The following is a 17,960-nucleotide window of genomic DNA, read 5'->3' as shown; positions in this document are numbered from 1 at the left end:
GGCGGCTGCCCGATTCCCGGAACTCAGCCGCCAGCAAGCTTCTTCAGTGCTGCTCATGCCCGGGCGCATCCGAGCGCGACGTACGGACCACGAGCCCATCGGGCGAAAAATGGGCGTTGAACATGCCATCCCCGGCCACGCCGCCTTCGGCCCAATGCCAGCTCCACACTTCCTCGTGGCTCAGCGCGTACTTCGCGATCGTGGCGGGCTTGCCGAGCAGGCGGCGCACCTCGTCTTGCGTCATGCCGGGAACGACCTGCGCGATATTGCCCGCCGTGAGCGCCTGGGTCATCGCGACCAGCTTGCCGTTGGCGTCGAAGTCGAGCATCCACGTGGTCAGGCCGTTCGGGCCGCGCGGATATTCGAGGCGCTGCGCGCCGTCGTCGTCCTCCCACACCATCTCCGGCTTGCCCGCCTGACGCCGCACGTCCTCGACCGTCGAAACGCCGATTTTCAGGCCGCCGAAGGCCATCGAGTCGGGTTTGACGGCGTTTACCGCATCGGCGACTTTCTGCTGGTCGCAGGCGGTCAAGAATGCGGCACTTGTGGCCGCGAGCGTCAGTGCTGCACAAAAGCTGCGAAAAAAACTGCGAGGCATAGGCAATTCCGATGAGTTCAGGCAAGCAGCGTTCGACCCCGCGCTGCGTTTCAAAGTTTCTGCGCCATCGCCAGCGTAAAAATCCGCGCCCAGCGCTTCGCCTCGTGCTCGCTCGACATCGGCAGCGACCAGAGCGGCCGGCCCGCGTCGGCCACGCGAAGCTCGACCTGCCAGCCGCTCGCGTCACGCGCGGGCTGAGCGCCCTGGAGGTCCGCGAAGATGTACGCGCCACGCGTCTCGCCGAGCTTGATTTCGCACAGCCGCTTGCCGGCCGCGAGCCGCGCCTCGCCCCACGCGCCCGCGACGCGATGGGTCCAGTCGCCCTCGCCGCGCAGGTTCGGCGCCACTTCGCGGCGGTGCTGCAACCAGTTCGCAAGCAGCGTGGCGAGCGCCGCTACGACCACGGCCGACGCGCCAATCGCCACGTCCGCGCCCAGCCTCTCGGCCAGCGTCTGAAACGACCACACGGCGCCATAAACGAGCGCGGCAAATGCGAGAAGAAGAACGAGAATGGGCATACGAAGACGGAATCCGCAGGCGCGCAGGGGCTGCGGGCGCCTGATGGACACCAACGCGGGAAACCGAAAAGCTGCACGATACCAGCGCACTGCAGGCGCGGCCCCGCAGCGATAGCACGGATTTGCCGCATCGCAAGCGCAACGCGCGGCCGACAGCGCGCGGCACGAGACGTGCTACGCGCCGCGGTCATGGCGATTATTGTTGCGGATGCTGCGCGGCCCATTCCTTCACGGCGCGCAACGTGTTCTCCACGTGCTTGTCGGGCGAGAGGCTCGTGTATTCGTAGATGATCTTGCCGTCCGGGGCGATCACGTAGGAAACCCGGTTGGCCATGGCCTCGTGCATCGGCATCGACGCGTCGTAAGACTTGATGATCTTCGAATCCTCGTCGGCGGCAACCGGAAACTTGCTGCGGCACTCGCTCACCGAGAACTTCGTGAGCGTATCGATGTTGTCGTGCGAAACGCCAATCACGGTCGCGCCGTACTGCTTGTACTGGTCGACGGCCTCGGCGAAATCATGCGCCTCGATCGTGCAGCCCTTGGTGAACGCCGCCGGATAGAAGTACAGCACCACCGGCCCTTTCTTGAGTTCGCTGGCCAGCGAGTAGGTATAGGTCTTGCCGCCCAGCGACGCCTGCGTCGTGAAATCGGGCGCGGAGTCGCCCGGCTTGAGCGTCGCCTGCGCGCTCAGGGTGAAGAACGCGAATCCGGCGCACACGAGCGCCGCAGCCCCCGCCGCGAAATACCTCGGTTTCATGTCGGATGTCCTCGTATGGCTTCGAATGCGTCGCCGGTTCGGGCCAGCGCGGCAGCCCGGAACACGGGCGGCGAGGCATGGCCATGGTCAGCAGCGCCGACTGCGGCACGGACTGCGGCGCGGTCCCGCCGCGTCCAGCGACGGCCCTATTGGAACACACTCCGCCGGCACGCGCAGGGTGCGGCGCACGCGGGCATTGCCTCGCACCGCGAGATGGCTGCGCGGCCGATTTTCCCCCGATAGCTAAAGATTTCGCTGCGGCAGTCGATATCTCGGTCTGATGGGCACGTCAAGCGGCGTGCCCGGCTCGCCCCGCAGACACGTACACAGGTTGCCAGCGATACATACATGGAAGCGAACAGGATTACCGCGCCCCTCCCGGGGTGGCTGCGCGCGGTCGTGGACCGCCTGCGGCCACGCGCCGGGCGCACAGGCGAGCAGGACGGGGCCCGCTGCGGCGCCCTGCTCGCCTGTGCGGATGGAGCGGATGGTGCGCCCGGCCACCCGGCCGCTGCGCCGGCCGCGGACGGCCGGGACCCCGCGCACGCCGCAGCAGGCAAGGCCGCCGGGTCCGACGCGGTCTCGCGCGCGTTCGAGCAGACCGCCGCCGCGGTGGATTTCCTCGTGCACGTGGACCGCAACCTGCGCTTTCTCTACGTCTCCGACGCGAGCCTGCGCTTTGCCGGTTATCACCGCGAGTTCCTGCTCGGCGCGTCGCTGCACGACCTCGTCGCGCCGGGCGATCTCGCGCGGCTCGACGCGCTGTTCGCCCGAGCACTGGCGAGCGGCGCAGTCGAAAAAGACACGATCGATCTCGTGAAAGCGCTCACCTACCCGCTCGCCGTCGAGCTGCGCGTGCAGCGCGCCGCCTATGCGGGCGTGGACGGCTTCTCCGTGGCCGGCTTCGACGTCTCGGACTGGCAGCGCGCGCAGATGCGGCTCACGCACGCGCTCCACCACGATCCGCTCACGGACCTGCCGAACCAGGCGGCGCTCGAGCCCGAGCTCGAACGCGCACTAGCCGAAGCCGACCGCCGCGGCATGCCGATCGCCCTTTTGCTGCTCGATCTCGACGACTATCAGCGCGTGAACCGCGCGCTCGGCTACGACGCCGGCGACGAGCTGCTGCGCGAAACTGCGCGCCGCCTCGCGCACCTGACCCAGCAAGGCGAGTTCATCGCGCGCACGGGCAGCGACGAGTTCGCCATTCTGATCACGCCGCCCGCCGATATCCGCAGCGCCGCCGAAACGCTCGCGCGCCGCCTGCTCACGTCGATTTTGCAACCGTATTCGTTTCGCGACCAGCCGGTGCATCTGGCGGCGAGCATCGGCATAGCGTTTTATCCCGAGCAGCACGCGGACTGCTGCGAGAGCAACGACGGCGACATGCAGGCGGACAGCCCCTCCCCCTCGCTCATCCGCCGCGCCGACCAGGCGCTGCAACAGGCCAAGGCCGCGGGCGGCAACACGCTGATGCTGCACGTGGCCGACCACGACCCGACCGACACGCTGCGCCTCAAGCTCGAATCGGATCTCCACGACGGCGTGCGCAACGGCGAGTTTTCGCTCGCGTTCCAGCCCATCACGAGCAGCGCCACGCACGGCGTGGTCGGGGTCGAGGCGTTGATGCGCTGGCAGCATCCCTTGCACGGCGACGTGTCGCCATCGACATTTATCCCGCTTGCAGAGTCCGTCGGCCTGATTAATTATCTCGGCAACTGGGTTTTGAAAGCGGCCTGCATGCAACTGACCCAATGGGACGAGCAAGGCATTGCCTTGCAGTACATCGCGGTCAATGTGTCGCCGCAGCAGTTCCGCAATCCGCGCTTCAAGGAAGGCGTCGAAGAAGCGCTCCGGCTCACTGGCATCGATCCGCGCCGGCTTGTCTTCGAGATCACCGAAAGCGTGCTGATGCATGATCCGCAGCACGCCGTCGCGCTGCTCGAGGAGCTCACGGCACTCGGCATCCGCTTTGCGGTGGACGACTTCGGCACCGGCTATTCGAGTCTCGCGTATTTGCAGCGCTTTCCGCTTTCGAAGCTGAAGATTGACCGCAGCTTCGTCGTGAACCTGCTAACCTCACGCAACGATCAGGCGATCGTCAATGCCGTGGTGGGCCTCGCGCGCACGCTCGAACTCGAACTCGTGGCCGAAGGCGTCGAGACCGAGGCGCAGCGCGAGCTGCTCACGAAGATGGGTTGCGACCATATTCAGGGATGGCTCGTCTGCAAGGCATTGCCTTCGGAGGAACTCTCGCAGCGTTTCGAGTCGCGCACCTTGCACGTTCACAGCGTGCATTGAGCATGGCACCGGTACACGCAGGGCATCAGCGAAAATGACATGGTTCAGATGGTAAAGGCAGTCCTGCTCGACCGGCTCTGGGCTCGTATGAACGAGCGCGGCGACTTCCCCATGCTGTCGCAATCGCTGCGCTCGACCGTGGCCGCCATGACCAACGACGACTACGACTTCACCGCGCTCGTGAAGGTCGTGCTCTCCGACTTCGCGCTCACGCAGAAGGTGCTGCGCCTTGCCAACTCCGCCATGTACATGGCCTTCGGCGGCAACATCACGACTGTCACGCGCGCGCTGATGGTGCTCGGCATGGACGCGGTCGGCCATCTCGTGGTGGGCCTGAAGATCGTCGATCACTTCCATCACAGCGCGCCGCGCCGCATCGACGCCAAGCTCGAACTGAACCGCACGATGCTCTCGGGCTGCGTCGCGCGCAAGCTCACCGAGCGCGGCGACCTGCGCGCGGGCGAGGAAGCCGTGGTCTGCACGCTGATGCGTCAGGTGGGCAAGCTGCTGGTGGTGTTCTATCTCGAGCCGGAGTGGGACCAGATCCGCCGCGAATGCGAGCGAGGCACGGACGAAGACGATGCCTGCATCGACGTGCTCGGCGTGACCTTCGCCGAGATCGGCCAGGACGCGGCCTCGCGCTGGCGCCTGCCCGAGGCCATCCGCTCAGGCATGGAGGAATACGATCCTGCCGCCAACGAGCCGCGCCAGGTGCAATGGCTGCGCGCCATCACGAACTATTCGACCGAGGTGGCGCGCGTGCTCACCACGGCGGGCCTCACCGACGAAGCGCGCGAGGAGCACATTGCCGAGCTCGCGCAGCACTATGGCCGCGCGCTCAACACCGACCCCGAAACGCTGGTGCAGATGAGCCTCGCGCTGGCCCGCGAGGAAGCCGACGATGGCGTGATGCGCGAGATCGTCGAACTGCGCGCAAACGCCGACGCCATTGCGCGCGAGTCGCTCCCCCCCGAGGCGCGCATCTCGGCGGCTGTGGAAGACCTGCGCGCGCTGCCGCCCGGCAGCCCGCTCCAGACGGCGCTCACGCTCGCCACGGAGACCGTGCTGGCCGGTCTCGGCTTCGCGCGCACGATCGTGTTCGTGCGGCACGGCTCGAACATGTTCGAGGCGCAGCGCGGCTTCGGCCCGCAGGTCGAGGGCCATCTCGACAAGCTCGCGTTCAGCGCGGCGTTCCAGCCCGACGTGTTCCATCTCGCGATTGCGAACTCGGTGGGCATCTTTATCGAGAATGCGCGCGACCCCAAGATGCTCGCGCGTCTGCCCGCGTGGTACCGCGCGCGCCTCGACGACGCGCGCGCGTTCGTGCTGCTGCCGGTGGCGCACCCCGGCGAGCCGCCGGTGGCGCTGCTCTACGGCGACTGGCTGCTGAGCCAGGAGCCGCGGAAAATCTTGCCAAAGGAAATGAGCGCCTTGAACGAGCTCGCGCACGAGCTCGCGCGGTTTTTCTCGGCGAGTCCCGTGAAGACATAGGCGCAGGCAGGTGCGGGCGGGCTCGCCGGCACCTCGATCGTCAATCCTCGAACCGCTCCAGCCCCTCGGCCTCGGCGTTGTGCTCGGCCGTGCCGGCCCACGCCGCCGCCGTGAGCGCAAGCGCCGCCAGCGCGCCCACATCGAGCGGCGCAAGCGTGGCGCACACGGCATCCACAGCTGCCCAATTCGCGCGCTCCAGCGCCTCGCTCACGTCGAGCAGCCGGCCCAGCACGCCTTCGCGGCGCGCGATGGCCGCGCGGATCGGCTTGGCGAGCCTGAGGACTTCGAGCGTCTGGTCGAGCGGACCGCCGAACACGGCATCGACGAACGAAAACACGCCGACGAGAAACGCCGCATCTTCCTCGGCGGGCCCGGCTTCGGGCAGCAGCGCGGCGGCGAGTTCCATGAAGCGCGCACGCGTGGCGGCCAGTTGCAGGAGCGGGTCGTCCTCCAGCGCGATCTTGCGGCCGTCCGCGTACAGCAGCAGTTGCGTCCAGCGCGCGATGCGATTGGTGCCCGTCGCGTTGATCGCCTCGCGCAGCGTGCTCACCTTGCGCCCGAGACCGAAGCTGCCTGAATTCGCGAGCCGCATCAGATGCATCACCAGCACGGGATTGAGCTTCAGTTCCGCTTCGAGCTGCATCACGGTGGGCTCCGAGGCCAGCAGTTTCAGCAGACCCAGCAAGGCCTGGCGCGGCGCGCTCACCCGCCGCGCCCCGGTACCCTGCGGCTTCGCGAAGTAATAGCCCTGGAAGCGGTCGAAGCCCAGCGCGTGAGCGCGCTCGTGTTCGGCGGGCGTATCGATGTCGAGCGCCACGAGGATCTTGCCCGCCGCCTTGAGCACGCTGGCGAACTTCGGCAGCAGCGCGGGCGCGATGCCGCGCGGATCGAGCTTGACCGCGTCCGCATAGGGCAACAGCTTCGCGAACGACTCGTCGGCCTGCGTAACGTGGTCGAGCGCGAAGCGATAGCGCTTGCCGTGCAGCTTGGCGAGCCGCGCGATCAGCTCGGGATCGGCACCGATGCCGGGCGGCAATTCCAGCATCACGCGATCGGCGGGCAGGCGCAGCAGGACATCGTCGAACAGCAACTCGCGCGTGACGTCGAGCCACGCCGGGTGGCCGGTCAGCGCCGCGCGCAAAGTGGGTGAGCAGAATGCTTCGATGAGCGCCTTGTTTTGCGCTGCGTTGCCATCGGGCGACGGCTCTTGCGCGACGCCTTCGCGCGCAACCACGCGCGGCAGCAATTCGAACGCGCAGAGCACGCCGTCACGATCGAGCACGGGCTTGCGTGCGAAATAAGCGTGGCTGGAATGGGTCGTGGGTTCCGCCGGCGTGCCGGTCGTTCTACGGCCATCCTCGACGCCCGACATGGGCGGCCGGTCTGCGGCACTGAAACTCATGGGTCCCCCGCGAAGCGCCGCGCTGTACGCGGCGTCTGATCGTATGGTCTCTTGCGATGTGTTCTTGCTTGTTCTTGCGCCCCATTCGCGCACAGCCGGCAAGGCCACGGCGGCGTTTTCTTTCTTATGCGATTTTAGCCTGGCCCATACACCGCGCATACGAAGCGCGAAGCTTCATGAAATCAACGCGCTTCATGAAGAATGGCCAGGCGACCGATCAAATGATGGCCTGCAAGCCCTTGTCGGCAATAATGTTGAGCAGTTTGAGCGCCGGTCCGGTGGGATGGGTGTGGCCTTGTTCCCACTTGCGCACGGTAGAAGCCGACGTGTGCAAGTGGAGCGCGAATACCTCACCTTGACGACGCTTCGATCAATAAAAAAAATGCCGGCAAGGCAAAGCCTCGCCGGCATCCACAAAAACTCGCTCGTAAGCCGCGTTTTACTTGAGCACGACCTTCACGTCGAAATACTTCGCGGCGATGCGGTCGATCGTCCCATCGGCCTTCAGCTCCTTGAGCGCGCCATTGAGCGCGGCCTTCAGCGCCGCGTCATTCTTGCGCACGCCGTAGCCCACGCCCTCGCCGAGCAGCTTCGCGTCGACGACCTGCGGTCCCGCGAAGGCGAAGCCCGCGCCTTGCGGCTTGTTCAGGAAGCCCTTCGACGCCGCTTCGGCGTCCTGGAAAGCGGCATCCAGACGGCCCGAGGCGAGGTCGGCGTAGATCTGGTCCTGGGTCTGATACGGCACGACGTCGACGCCGGCGGGCGACCACTTGGCCTTCGCGTAGGTTTCCTGGATCGTGCCCTGGAGCACGCCCACATGCTTGCCCTTGAGCGACTCGGGCGTGGGCAGCAACGGGCTGCCCTTCTTCGCGATCATCTGGTTGGGAATCGCATAGATCGGATCGGTGAAATCGATCGCCTGGCGGCGCTGGTCCGTGATCGTCATGTCCGAGTTGATGGCGTTGAACTTGCGCGCCTGCAGCGCCGGAATCAGGCCGTCGAACGAGTTCTCCACCCACATGCACTTGACCTTGAGCTTTGCGCAAACGGCATTGCCCACGTCGATGTCGAAGCCCTGCAGTTCGCCGCTCGGCGACTTCGATTCGAACGGCGCATACGACGCCTCGACGCCGAAGCGGATTTCCTTGAGGTCAGCGGCATGGGCCGCGCCCGCGGCCACGGTGAAGGCGGCGCACAGCGTGAAAGTGGCCAGCTTGTTCCAGTTCATGTTCATCAGTGTCTCTTTCCAGTCGGATTGCAGCGCGCTTCAAGGGGCTGCTTCAAAGGTCATGCGGCGCGCCTTGGCGCAGGATCGCTGCGCCAACAAAGCGGTTCAAACCGGCGCCTCGTCTATGACGCGCCGCAGCAACCGCGAGGACGCGATTGTACCGTGGCCGGCGCCGCCGGCCGGAAAACCCCGCCAAGCGGGGTTTTCGCGTGGTTCATGTGAGCGATGCGAGGGTTTCGGCGGTCGTGTCGACCACGAGCAGCCCCGCACGCAAGCCGGGCTTCACGGTGGGATTCGGAAACACGATGCGCTCCTCGTCGCGTGCGACGACGTAGCGATACGCGCCGTCTTCCGCGAGCACCGTGCCGCGTGCGAACGGCGTGAAGTTCGCCACGTCGGTGGCCACGTGCAGTGCGAACGCATCGCTTTGCTTCGTGATCTGGCCGATCACCGTGAACACACGCGGCATCGGCGCGTCCTGGGTCGCCTGCGCGCCCGACACGAGCCGGCGCAAGGCTGCGTCCGCTTGCGCGAAGCGCGTGAGATCGTTGTGGCCGAACGGCCGCACCTTGCCGAGTTCGAGCGTGCATGCGACGGCGCCGCAAGCATCGGCGCTAAACGACGAGTACGTTGCGCCCTTCTCCGTATGAATCAGGACAGCGGCGATGTTCGCATCGGCGAGCCAGTCGAACATCGCGCGCGTGGGCGCGTCGCCCGTATAAGGCAGCAGCGCGAACTGCTCGAATGCCGAGGCGCGGATCGCCGTGTGCAGGTCGAGGTGCCAGCGCGCGCCCGGGGCATCGGACGCTTCGGCAAAGAAGCGCTGCGCCGCCGTCTCGAGCGCGACGGCGCGCGGCGCCTCGCGGCTTTGCGGCACGCGCGCATGGCGCCCGCTGAACAACCGGTTGAGGTCGTCGTCTTCATAGCGCGTGGCTGCGCGCATCGCGGCCACGTTGCCGAGCACGACCAGCAGACGGCACGCGAGCGCGAGATGCCCCGCGGCCAGATCCGCGACCATCCGCGAAAGCAGCTCGATGGGCGCGGTCTCGTCGCCGTGCACGCCAGCGGAGAGCAGCACGCTCTTGAGCGGCTCGCCGCGCGCGCCGCCGGTATGCACCGGCTCGAGTTGCAGCACGCCTTCGTCGAGCCATTGCCAGCGCACCGCGCCATAGGCGCACGTGCCTTCCGCTTGCGCGGCGCTGGCCGGCCGCTCGCCTGCCAGCGTCGTGGCGAGAAAATCGGCGAGGCAAGCGGGCGTGGCCGTGCTCGCCGCGTGCGACTGAACCGGCTCAGCGCTGGAAGTCATAGAGCGACCCCAGGCCGAGAATCTGCGTGAGCTCATCGAGCGCGGTGCGCGACTCCACCAGCAGCGCCGGATCGGTGAGATCCTGGGGCGCGAGGCGGTCGCGATAGTGCTTGCCGATCCAGGCGTCGAGCCTCGCGAACAGCGCATCGTTCATCCACACACCTGGCGCGACCGCTGCGCGCTCGGCCTCGCTCAGCACCACGCGCAGGCGCAGGCACGCGGGGCCGCCGCCGTTCTTCATGCTCTCGCGCAGGTCGAAAACGAGCACCTCGTCGATGGGACCGCGCTTCGCGGCCAGCTCGTCGAGATAGATCGCCACGCGCGGATTCTCGCGGCATTCCTGCGGCACGACGAGAATCTGCTTGCCGTCCGCGCGGCTCAAAAGCTGGCTGTTGAAGAGATACGACGAAACAGCATCGGCCACGCTCACTTGCGCATCGGGCACTTCGATCACGTCGAACGGCGCGCCATGCGCTCCGAGCTTCCTGCGCAGTTCGTCGTAGACGTTCTTCTGGTCGACGAATGCAAGCTCGTGGCAAAACAGGGTGCTGCGGTTGCCCACCGCAATCACGTCGTTATGGAAGACGCCGGCGTCGATCACCTCGGGGCGCTGCTGCGCGAACACCGTGGTCTCGTCGGTGAGGCCGTGGCGCTGCGCGATCGCGCGGCTCGCCTCGAAGGTCTGGCGCGCCGGGAAGCGCTTGGGCTCCGGCCCGCGCCGGTACTCGCTGCGGCCGTAGACGAAGAACTCCACGCCGCGCTCGCCGTACTGCGCGCAAAAGCGCGTGTGATTCGCCGCGCCTTCGTCGCCGAGCGCGGGCGTGCCCGGCAACGCGTCGTGCACCACGAAGTGCGACGGATCCGCGAAGATGGCGCCGAGCGTGCGGCGCGTGGACTCGTGCTCGATCGCGCGATGGAGCTTGCTGCACAGGTTCGCGGGCGTGAAGTGCACGCGGCGCTCGGGCGTGTCCGCCGAAGGGCTCACGGTGGCCGCGTTCGCGGTCCACATCGCGGAAGCCGAACTGGCCGCGGCGAGCAGCTCGGGCGCGTCCTTCGCGGCACGCGCGATCGCGTCGGCGTCCTTGCCCGTGAAGCCCAGCTCGCGCAACAGGCGCATCGAGGGCCGCTCCTGCGGCGGCAGCACGCCCTGCGCGAAGCCGAGATCGGCGAGGCGCTTCATCTTGCGCAAGCCCTGCTGCGCAGCGGCGCGCGGGTTCGCGACCGACTTCTCGTTGTTCTGCGAAGCGACGTTGCCGAACGAGAGGCCAGCGTAGTTGTGCGTGGGACCGACGAGCCCGTCGAAGTTGGCCTCAAGGGTCCCCGCGAGTGCCGTTGAAATTTGAGTCATCGTCGATCCTCAGAATTGAAGGCCCGGCGAGACGCTCGCGGGCATGGTCAGCTGTGCGCTCTCGACCGAGGCCATCGGCCAGGCGCAGTAGTCGGCGGCGTAGAACGCGCTCGGCCGGTGGTTGCCCGAGCGGCCCGGGCCGCCGAAGGGCGCACCGCTCGACGCGCCATTGGTGGGCCGGTTCCAGTTCACGATGCCCGCGCGGATCTCGCGCGAGAAGCGCTGCCAGAGCGCGGCATCATCGGCGAGCAGGCCCGCCGAGAGGCCGTAGGCCGTGTTGTTGGCCTGTGCGATGGCGTCGTCGAAACCGGCGTAGCGGATGATCTGCGCGAGCGGCCCGAAGTGCTCTTCATCGGGCAGATCGGCCACATTCGTCACGTCGAGAATGCCGGGCGTGACGAAGCCGAGCGCCGGGTCGCACTGCTCCATGGGCAAGAGCGCCTTCGCGCCGCGTTCGAGCAGTTGGGCCTGCGCGTCGATCAGCTTGGCTGCCGCGCGCGCCGAGATCACCGCGCCCATGAACGGCTGCGGCTCGGCGTTGTATTCGCCCACCGCGATGCGCGAGGACACCTCCACGAAGCGCTCGATGAAGCGGTCGCCGAACGCGCCGGCGGGCACGAGGATGCGGCGCGCGCAGGTGCAGCGCTGCCCCGCCGAGAGAAACGCCGACTGGATCGCGTGATGCACGGCGGCGTCGATGTCTTCCACGGGCGCGACGACGAGCGGGTTGTTGCCGCCCATCTCCAGCGCGAGCACGATCTCGGGGCGGCCGCCGAACTGGCGATGCAGCAGCGTGCCCGTATCCGAGCTGCCCGTGAAGAACAGCCCGTCGATCTGGCGATGGTTCGCAAGCGCGATGCCGGTGTCGCGCTCGCCCTGCACGAGATTGATCACGCCCGCGGGCAGCCCCGCTTCATGCCAGATCTCGACAGTTGCGCGCGCAACATCCGGCGCGAGCTCAGAAGGCTTGAACACGACCGCGTTGCCCGCGATCAGCGCCGGCACGATATGCCCGTTGGGCAGATGGCCGGGGAAGTTATACGGGCCGAACACGGCCACCACGCCGTGCGGACGATGGCGCAGCACGGCCACGCCGTCGGCCATGTCGCTGCGCTTTTCGCCGGTGCGCTCGCCATAGGCCGTGATCGAGATCGCGACCTTGGCGGCCATCGACGCGGCTTCGGTGCGCGCTTCCCACAGCGGTTTGCCGGTCTCGCGGCCGATGGCCTGCGCGAGCTGCTCCTTGCGTTCGGTGACGAGCGCCGCGAAGCGCTTGACGATCTCGCAGCGCGCCTCGAACGGCGTCTGCGACCATTCGACGAATGCGCGGCGCGCGGCGCTCACGGCGCGGTCCACGTCCTCGGCGTTCGCGGCGTTGCCGCTCCACACGGTCTCGCCCGTGCCCGGATTGCGCGAAACGAATGCGGGGCCGCTAGCGGCGCACCACTGCCCATCGATGAAAAGCTCGTTCATGGTCATCCTTATCTTTCAGCGTGGCTTCTGCAAGCCCCGCCCTCAACCTTGTTTCGGCTTGTGCGTCGCGCCCAGCACGCGCACTGGATCGCCTTGCGCGACGTTCAGCGCCGCGGCTTCCTGCGCGCTCAGCGTGAACGCGCCGTCGTGCACGACACCCGGAGCAAAGCCCACGCGAAAGTCGGTCAGCGACGTGTTCGACACGAGCGAGCGCACGCCTTCCTCGGCTTCCTGCGCAGCGCCCGCAGTACCTGCAATGCGTGCCGGCACCACCACGCTCTCGCGCACCGTGCGCAAGTCGGCGGTATGGCATTCGAGCACCGGGCCCGCGTCGAAGATATCGACGTGGTTCTCGTAACGCAGCCCTTCGGCTTCGAGCATGCGCCGCGCCGGCACCGTGTCCGCGTGCGTGAGGCCCACGCAGGCCTGCGCATCCTCGGGCAGCAACTCGACGTACACCGGAAAGCGCGGCATCAGCTCGGCAAGAAACGCCTTGCGGCCGTGCGAACTCAGGTAGTCGGCGGCATTGAAATCGATCTGATAGAAGTGCGAACCGACCGCGCGCCAGAACGGCGAAGTGCCTTCTGCGTCGAAGTGGCCGCGCAGCTCAGCGCACAGACGCTCCGGAAAACGCTCGCGGAACTGCGCGATGAACATGAAGCGCGAGCGCGAGAGCAAGCCGCCCATGCCGCCCGTGCGATAGCGCGGCGAGAGGAACAGCGAGCACACCTCGGCATAGCCCGTGAGGTCGTGCGAGATGTTGAGCGCGCGCATGCGCGTCCAGATGCCGAGGTCCTGGCTCGCGTGCACGACCGTGCTCACGCGATAGTTGTAGAACGGCTGCTGCAGGCCCACCGCAGTTTCGATCCCGCACACGCCGGCCACGTCGCCGGTCGCGGTGTCTTCCATCACGAAGAAGTAGCCCGCCTCGCTCTGCGCCGCCTCGCCCGCAAGCGTGCGACGCGTGCGTTCGATGCGCGCCGCGAGCGCTTCGCGGTCGGGCTTGAAGGTGGTGAGGCCGGGGCCGGTTTCCTGGGCAAGCGCGACGAGCGCGTCCACATCGCCCGTCTGCACGACGCGTACCACGATCATTGCGCTTCTCCAGTCGATTGTTCCATCGAGTCATCTTCGCTACGGCGATACAGCGGTGCGCAACGCACCGCCTCGCCGTCCTGCACGTTGAGTGCCGCACGCGTGGCCGCGTCGAGCGGCGCGGCCGCCGGCGCGTGAGCACCATGATCCGCACGCCCCGTAACTTCCGCCGCCGCGGGCAAGGTCGCCAAAGCGCAGCGGAACTCGCCGCCATGCTGGCTCGCAACCAGATACTTCGCGCCCTGTGCCGCGCCGGCGCTCTCGCGCACCGTGCGCGTCTCATTGCCCTCGACCGACGACGTGCGGTCCACCTGCGCGGTCATCACCGGGCCCGCGTCGAAGATGTCGACATAGCGGTCCGTCTCGAAGCCCTCTTCCAGATGGATCTCATAGGCGAGCAAGGCGCTCGGATCCGGCTCGCCCAGCACGCGCTGCGCGGCCTCGGGCAACAGCGGCACGTAAAGCGGATACGCGGGCATCACTTCGGCGATGAAGGTGCGGCTGCGGCCGCCCGAAACCATTTCGATGTCCTTGAAATCGCGCCCGAAGAACTTGCGCCCCACCGCCTCCCAGAACGGCGAAACGCCTGCGTCGTCGGTCACGCCAAGCAGCAGCGAGAACACCTCGGGCGTGAAGCGGCGCCGGTTCATCGCGATGTACATCATGCGTGCGCGCGACATCAGATGCGCGGCGGCATCGCCGCGCAGCGCGGGCTCGATGTAGAAGCCCGCGAGCCGGCTCTTGCCCGTGAGTTCGTGCGACATGGTGAGCGCGTGAATCTTGCGGTTCACGTGCAGTTCGCGCGAGGCGTGAATCAGCGCGTCGTTGCGAAACGCGTAGAACGGCTCCGAATAACCCGCCGCCGCCACGATGCTGGAGGTGCCGACGAGCCGGCCCGTGTCCGAATCCTCGAGCACGAAGAGATAGAACTCCTCGCCGGGGAAATCCACCTGGGCGCGAAACGAATCCTCGGACAGCGCGATGCGCGCTTCCAGCGCGGCGCGGTCGTGCGGCAGCGAGTGCAGCACGGGCTGCGCGGTGCGGGCCATGTGGGCGATCGCATCGAGATCGGAGAGCCTTGCGGGGCGAACGAATAGCATCGTCGGTCCTGTGGTCAATGGGGCGCGGCCAGCGCTCAGCGCGCGCCGATCACATCTTCGAAGGCCTTCTCGAGGCGCGCGAAGCCCTCGTTCAGGTCCGCCTCGGGAATGATGAGCGACGGCGCGAAGCGCAGCACGTCGGGGCCGGCGATCAACATCATCACGCCGCGGTTTGCAGCCGCCGCGTTGAAGTCCTTCGCGCGGCCCGCGAAGCGCGCGGTCAGTTCCGCGCCGATCAGCAGACCCTTGCCGCGCACTTCCTTGAACATGTCGAAGCGTTCGTTCAGTTGCGCGAGCTTCGCGCGAATCGCTTCGCCGCGCGCGCGCACGCCGGCGAGCAGCGCCGGGTCGCTCACGAGCTCGACCACCTTGTCCGCGATCGCCGCGCCGAGCGGGTTGCCGCCATAGGTCGTGCCGTGCACGCCCACCTTGAAGTGCGCCGCGATGGCTTCGGTCGTGAGCATCGCGCCAATCGGAAAGCCGTTGCCGAGCGCCTTCGCCGTGGTGAGGATGTCCGGCGTCACGCCGGTGTCCTGGTACGCGTAGAAAGTGCCGGTGCGGCCCACGCCCGTTTGCACTTCGTCGAAAATCAGCAGCGCGTTGTGCGCGTCGCAGGCCTCGCGCAGCGCCTGCAGGAAGGCCGGATCGGCGGGAATCACGCCGCCCTCGCCCTGCACCGGCTCGACGATCACGGCGCAGGTTTGCGCGCCGATCGCGCGCTTCGCGGCTTCGATATCGTTGTAAGGCAGATGCACGATGCCCTGCGGCACAGGGCCGAAGCCTTCCGAATACTTGGGCTGGCCGCCCACGCTGACCGTGAAGAAGGTGCGGCCATGGAACGACTGCGTGAACGAGATGATCCCGGCCTTCTGCTCGCCGTGACGGTCGAATGCCACCCGGCGCGCGAGCTTGAGCGCGGCCTCGTTGGCCTCGGCGCCCGAGTTCGCGAAGAATGCGCGATCGGCGAACGTGAGGGCTTCGAGCTTGCGCGCGAGGCGCAGCACCGGCTCGTTGGTGTAGCCGTTGCCGATGTGCCAGAGCTTGCCGCCCTGCTGGTGCAGCACGCGCAGCAGTTCGGGGTTGGCGTGGCCGAGCGAGGTCACGGCGATGCCGCACGCGAAGTCGACATAGTCGCGGCCTTCGGTGTCCCAGACGCGCGAGCCTTCGCCACGGTCGGGAACGAACGGCGCGGGCGAAAAGCACGGCACCATCACTTCGTCGAAGGTCTTGCGGCTCACGGTCTGGTCGTTCATGGCGAATCCTCTTGGGCTCAATGTGGGTTTCAGGCTGGGGCGGAGTGCGCCTGCTGCAGCGCAACGCCCTTTGCCTCGGTAACAGAAGCAGTGTAGGCAACCGTGCCGCAATCGTCTTGCGTAACCGCGACGTGTTTTTTCGTCGTCGCCGGGCGGGATCAGGTCCAATCAGGCGCGACCGGTTGCAATCAGTCGCGCTCCGGCGGCTCCACGAGCGCGCCCGCGCGCGGCTCCAGCGCCGCTGCCCCAGCCGCGCCGCCGTGCTGGCGCTCGATCCAGTTGCGGCGATCCTCGCGCGGCGTCACGCCGAAGCGCTCGCGATAGGCATTGGAAAAATGCGCCGCCGATGAAAATCCGCATGCAAGGCTGATCTGCACCACCGACTTGCTGCTGCGCTGCAGCTGAGAGCGCGCTTTCGCGAGGCGCAGGCCCAGGTAGTACTTCGACGGCATCGCATTGAGGTACTGGCGGAACAGGCGCTCCAACTGACGGCGCGAGACGCCCACGTGGCCGGCGATCTCGTCGGTCGTGAGCGGGTCCTCGATATTCGCCTCCATCAGCATGAGCGCATCGTTCAGGCGCGGATGGCGCTCGCCGGGCGCAGTCACGAACGGAATGCGCTGGCGCTCGTCGCCGCTCCTGAGCGTGCTTGCGCCGAGCGCGTCGGCGATGCGGTCCACGAGTTCGGGGCCGTGCTCGCGGCCGATCATCGCGAGCATGAAATCGAGCGTCGCCTGGCCGCCCGAGCAGGTCGCGCGGCCGCGGTCGATTTCGTAGATGTGCTGCGTGACGATGGTGCGCTCGAACTGTTCGGAGAACTGCTGATAGGTCTCCCAGTTCACCGCTACGCGATAGCCCTGCAGCTGGCCCGCCATCGCGAGCCACCAGATGCCGTGGTGGATGCCGCTCACGATCGGCGTGCGCTGCCCCACGCGCGCGAGGCTCGCGAGAAACAGGCGATAGTCGGCGAACTGCTGAAAGCGCTCGGTCACGACGATGAGCCAGTCGCACGCCACCGCGTCGCCGAACGCGCAGTCGGCGGGCCATTGCGCGCCGCCGGCGAGCGGCACTGGCCGGCCGTTCCACGAGCACATCTGCCAGCGGTAGAGCGCGCGGCCGTCGATTTCGTTGGCGAGGTTCAGGGCATCGACGATGGGGCCGACGCTCGACATCGAGACCGGCGGCAACGCGACGATCGCGACCTGGGTCGTGCGGGACGCCGCTTGCGACACGTCCTGGCGCTCCGCTTACTTGAGGCTGCCCGAGAGGAACTGGCGCAAGCGCTCGCTCCTCGGGTTGCCGAGCACGTCGGCGGGCGCGCCCTCTTCCTCGGTGCGGCCCTGGTGCAGAAACATCACATGATTGGAGACGTTGCGCGCAAAACCCATCTCGTGCGTCACGACGATCATCGTGCGGCCTTCCTCGGCGAGCTTCTGCATCACCTTGAGCACTTCGCCCACGAGTTCGGGATCGAGCGCGGAGGTAGGCTCGTCGAACAGCATCACGTCGGGGTTCATCGCGAGCGCGCGCGCAATCGCCACGCGCTGCTGCTGGCCGCCCGAGAGATGCGAGGGATATTGCTTTTCCACGCGCGGCGCGAGGCCGACCTTCTCCAGATACGCACGCGCGCGCTCCTCGGCTTCCTTGCGCGGCACGCCGAGCACGTGCATGGGCGCCTCGATCACGTTCTCGATCACGTTCATGTGCGACCAGAGATTGAAGTGCTGAAACACCATCGCGAGCTTGGTGCGAATGCGCTGGAGCTGCTTGTGATCGGCCACGTCGAGGTCGCCGTTGCGGCCCGCTTTCGTGCGCACGGTTTCGCCGTCCACCACGATCTCGCCGGCGTTCGGCTTCTCGAGGAAATTAATGCAGCGCAAGAACGTGCTCTTGCCCGAGCCGCTCGCGCCGATGATGCTGATCACGTCGCCCTTCTTCGCGTCGAGCGAGACGCCCTTGAGCACTTCGTTGTCGCCATAGCGCTTGTGGATGTCGCGGGCAATCAGCTTGCTATCCGATGAAGATTGCGCTGGGGTTTTCATTTGGGTTTGCGGCGTGCGCGGATTCGTTTGCATCGTCTGAACCAAGGT

The 17,960-nt window shown here is 67.2% G+C and carries 15 protein-coding genes and 1 pseudogene; 2 read left to right on the top strand and 14 right to left on the bottom strand.

Going from position 1 to position 17,960, the window contains the following annotated elements; genetic code table 11:
• Window positions 1-43: 43 nt before the first annotated feature.
• The 3 genes from bamE to PWP93_RS04090 form a co-directional block, all read right to left on the bottom strand.
• The gene (bamE, locus tag PWP93_RS04100) at window positions 44-598 is read right to left on the bottom strand and encodes an outer membrane protein assembly factor BamE domain-containing protein (protein WP_421043557.1); all 555 of its coding nucleotides are present in this window, start codon (window positions 596-598) and stop codon (window positions 44-46) included.
• A gap of 50 nt (window positions 599-648) precedes the next feature.
• On the bottom strand, window positions 649-1,116 hold the full coding sequence (locus tag PWP93_RS04095; protein ID WP_421043556.1) for a hypothetical protein: 468 nt from the start codon (window positions 1,114-1,116) through the stop codon (window positions 649-651).
• A gap of 196 nt (window positions 1,117-1,312) precedes the next feature.
• Window positions 1,313-1,876, bottom strand: coding sequence for a peroxiredoxin (locus PWP93_RS04090; RefSeq protein ID WP_421024240.1), 564 nt, complete (start codon window positions 1,874-1,876; stop codon window positions 1,313-1,315).
• 348 nt (window positions 1,877-2,224) lie between these two features.
• On the opposite strand from PWP93_RS04090, the gene PWP93_RS04085 reads away from it, so the two are divergent.
• Window positions 2,225-4,177, top strand: a complete 1,953-nt coding sequence (locus tag PWP93_RS04085; protein WP_421043555.1) for a putative bifunctional diguanylate cyclase/phosphodiesterase — start codon at window positions 2,225-2,227, stop codon at window positions 4,175-4,177.
• A gap of 48 nt (window positions 4,178-4,225) precedes the next feature.
• Window positions 4,226-5,668, top strand: a complete 1,443-nt coding sequence (locus PWP93_RS04080; protein WP_421045007.1) for an HDOD domain-containing protein — start codon at window positions 4,226-4,228, stop codon at window positions 5,666-5,668.
• Between the two features lie 40 nt (window positions 5,669-5,708).
• Here PWP93_RS04080 and PWP93_RS04075 read toward each other — a convergent pair whose 3' ends face one another.
• The 11 genes and pseudogenes from PWP93_RS04075 to PWP93_RS04025 all read right to left on the bottom strand — a co-directional run bounded on the left by PWP93_RS04075 (window position 5,709) and on the right by PWP93_RS04025 (window position 17,912).
• Entirely contained in the window at window positions 5,709-7,070 is a 1,362-nt protein-coding gene (locus tag PWP93_RS04075; RefSeq protein ID WP_421043554.1) for an EAL and HDOD domain-containing protein, read from the bottom strand.
• 217 nt (window positions 7,071-7,287) lie between these two features.
• Window positions 7,288-7,419: pseudogene (locus PWP93_RS04070) on the bottom strand (helix-turn-helix domain-containing protein); the annotation flags it as partial.
• Between the two features lie 90 nt (window positions 7,420-7,509).
• Window positions 7,510-8,304 carry an ABC transporter substrate-binding protein gene (locus PWP93_RS04065; RefSeq protein ID WP_421024243.1) on the bottom strand — a complete coding sequence of 265 codons (795 nt, stop codon included), beginning with the start codon at window positions 8,302-8,304 and terminating at the stop codon, window positions 7,510-7,512.
• Window positions 8,305-8,512: 208 nt separating this feature from the next.
• On the bottom strand, window positions 8,513-9,604 hold the full coding sequence (gene astE / locus PWP93_RS04060; protein ID WP_421043553.1) for a succinylglutamate desuccinylase: 1,092 nt from the start codon (window positions 9,602-9,604) through the stop codon (window positions 8,513-8,515).
• Window positions 9,588-10,952 (bottom strand): N-succinylarginine dihydrolase, encoded by a 1,365-nt coding sequence (gene astB, locus PWP93_RS04055; RefSeq protein ID WP_421043552.1) that lies wholly within the window; start codon window positions 10,950-10,952, stop codon window positions 9,588-9,590. The genes astE and astB overlap by 17 nt, the downstream gene beginning before the upstream one ends.
• Window positions 10,953-10,961: 9 nt before the next feature.
• On the bottom strand, window positions 10,962-12,425 hold the full coding sequence (astD, locus tag PWP93_RS04050) for a succinylglutamate-semialdehyde dehydrogenase (protein ID WP_421043551.1): 1,464 nt from the start codon (window positions 12,423-12,425) through the stop codon (window positions 10,962-10,964).
• A gap of 42 nt (window positions 12,426-12,467) precedes the next feature.
• A complete protein-coding gene (gene astA, locus PWP93_RS04045) occupies window positions 12,468-13,517 on the bottom strand; it encodes an arginine N-succinyltransferase (protein WP_421043550.1) in 1,050 nt (349 codons plus the stop codon).
• Window positions 13,514-14,617 (bottom strand): arginine/ornithine succinyltransferase subunit alpha, encoded by a 1,104-nt coding sequence (gene aruF / locus PWP93_RS04040; RefSeq protein WP_421043549.1) that lies wholly within the window; start codon window positions 14,615-14,617, stop codon window positions 13,514-13,516. Before aruF ends, astA begins: the two co-directional genes overlap by 4 nt.
• Before the next feature lie 35 nt (window positions 14,618-14,652).
• Window positions 14,653-15,870: an aspartate aminotransferase family protein gene (locus PWP93_RS04035; RefSeq protein WP_421043548.1), complete on the bottom strand. Its 1,218-nt coding sequence runs from the start codon at window positions 15,868-15,870 to the stop codon at window positions 14,653-14,655.
• A 188-nt stretch (window positions 15,871-16,058) separates the two neighbouring features.
• Window positions 16,059-17,042, bottom strand: a complete 984-nt coding sequence (locus PWP93_RS04030; protein ID WP_421045006.1) for a GlxA family transcriptional regulator — start codon at window positions 17,040-17,042, stop codon at window positions 16,059-16,061.
• A gap of 75 nt (window positions 17,043-17,117) precedes the next feature.
• The gene (locus tag PWP93_RS04025; RefSeq protein WP_421043547.1) at window positions 17,118-17,912 is read right to left on the bottom strand and encodes an ABC transporter ATP-binding protein; all 795 of its coding nucleotides are present in this window, start codon (window positions 17,910-17,912) and stop codon (window positions 17,118-17,120) included.
• Window positions 17,913-17,960 lie beyond the last annotated feature (48 nt).

The sequence above is a fragment of the Paraburkholderia sp. A1RI-2L genome, from assembly GCF_048957375.1.
Lineage (GTDB): Bacteria > Pseudomonadota > Gammaproteobacteria > Burkholderiales > Burkholderiaceae > Paraburkholderia.
Note: the sequence above shows the minus strand (reverse complement) of the source record. Positions and strands in the feature narration are given on the sequence as shown.

Bases quoted from the DNA above. Each gene is read 5' to 3' on its own strand.
- bamE (WP_421043557.1), bottom strand. From the start codon at position 598: ATGCCTCGCAGTTTTTTTCGCAGCTTTTGTGCAGCACTGACGCTCGCG.
- astE (WP_421043553.1), bottom strand. From the start codon at position 9,604: ATGACTTCCAGCGCTGAGCCGGTTCAGTCGCACGCGGCGAGCACGGCC.
- PWP93_RS04025 (WP_421043547.1), bottom strand. From the start codon at position 17,912: ATGAAAACCCCAGCGCAATCTTCATCGGATAGCAAGCTGATTGCCCGC.
- astD (WP_421043551.1), bottom strand. From the start codon at position 12,425: ATGAACGAGCTTTTCATCGATGGGCAGTGGTGCGCCGCTAGCGGCCCC.
- aruF (WP_421043549.1), bottom strand. From the start codon at position 14,617: ATGCTATTCGTTCGCCCCGCAAGGCTCTCCGATCTCGATGCGATCGCC.
- PWP93_RS04095 (WP_421043556.1), bottom strand. From the start codon at position 1,116: ATGCCCATTCTCGTTCTTCTTCTCGCATTTGCCGCGCTCGTTTATGGC.
- PWP93_RS04065 (WP_421024243.1), bottom strand. From the start codon at position 8,304: ATGAACATGAACTGGAACAAGCTGGCCACTTTCACGCTGTGCGCCGCC.
- PWP93_RS04030 (WP_421045006.1), bottom strand. From the start codon at position 17,042: ATGTCGAGCGTCGGCCCCATCGTCGATGCCCTGAACCTCGCCAACGAA.
- PWP93_RS04035 (WP_421043548.1), bottom strand. From the start codon at position 15,870: ATGAACGACCAGACCGTGAGCCGCAAGACCTTCGACGAAGTGATGGTG.
- PWP93_RS04075 (WP_421043554.1), bottom strand. From the start codon at position 7,070: ATGAGTTTCAGTGCCGCAGACCGGCCGCCCATGTCGGGCGTCGAGGAT.
- PWP93_RS04085 (WP_421043555.1), top strand. From the start codon at position 2,225: ATGGAAGCGAACAGGATTACCGCGCCCCTCCCGGGGTGGCTGCGCGCG.
- astA (WP_421043550.1), bottom strand. From the start codon at position 13,517: ATGATCGTGGTACGCGTCGTGCAGACGGGCGATGTGGACGCGCTCGTC.
- PWP93_RS04090 (WP_421024240.1), bottom strand. From the start codon at position 1,876: ATGAAACCGAGGTATTTCGCGGCGGGGGCTGCGGCGCTCGTGTGCGCC.
- astB (WP_421043552.1), bottom strand. From the start codon at position 10,952: ATGACTCAAATTTCAACGGCACTCGCGGGGACCCTTGAGGCCAACTTC.
- PWP93_RS04080 (WP_421045007.1), top strand. From the start codon at position 4,226: ATGGTAAAGGCAGTCCTGCTCGACCGGCTCTGGGCTCGTATGAACGAG.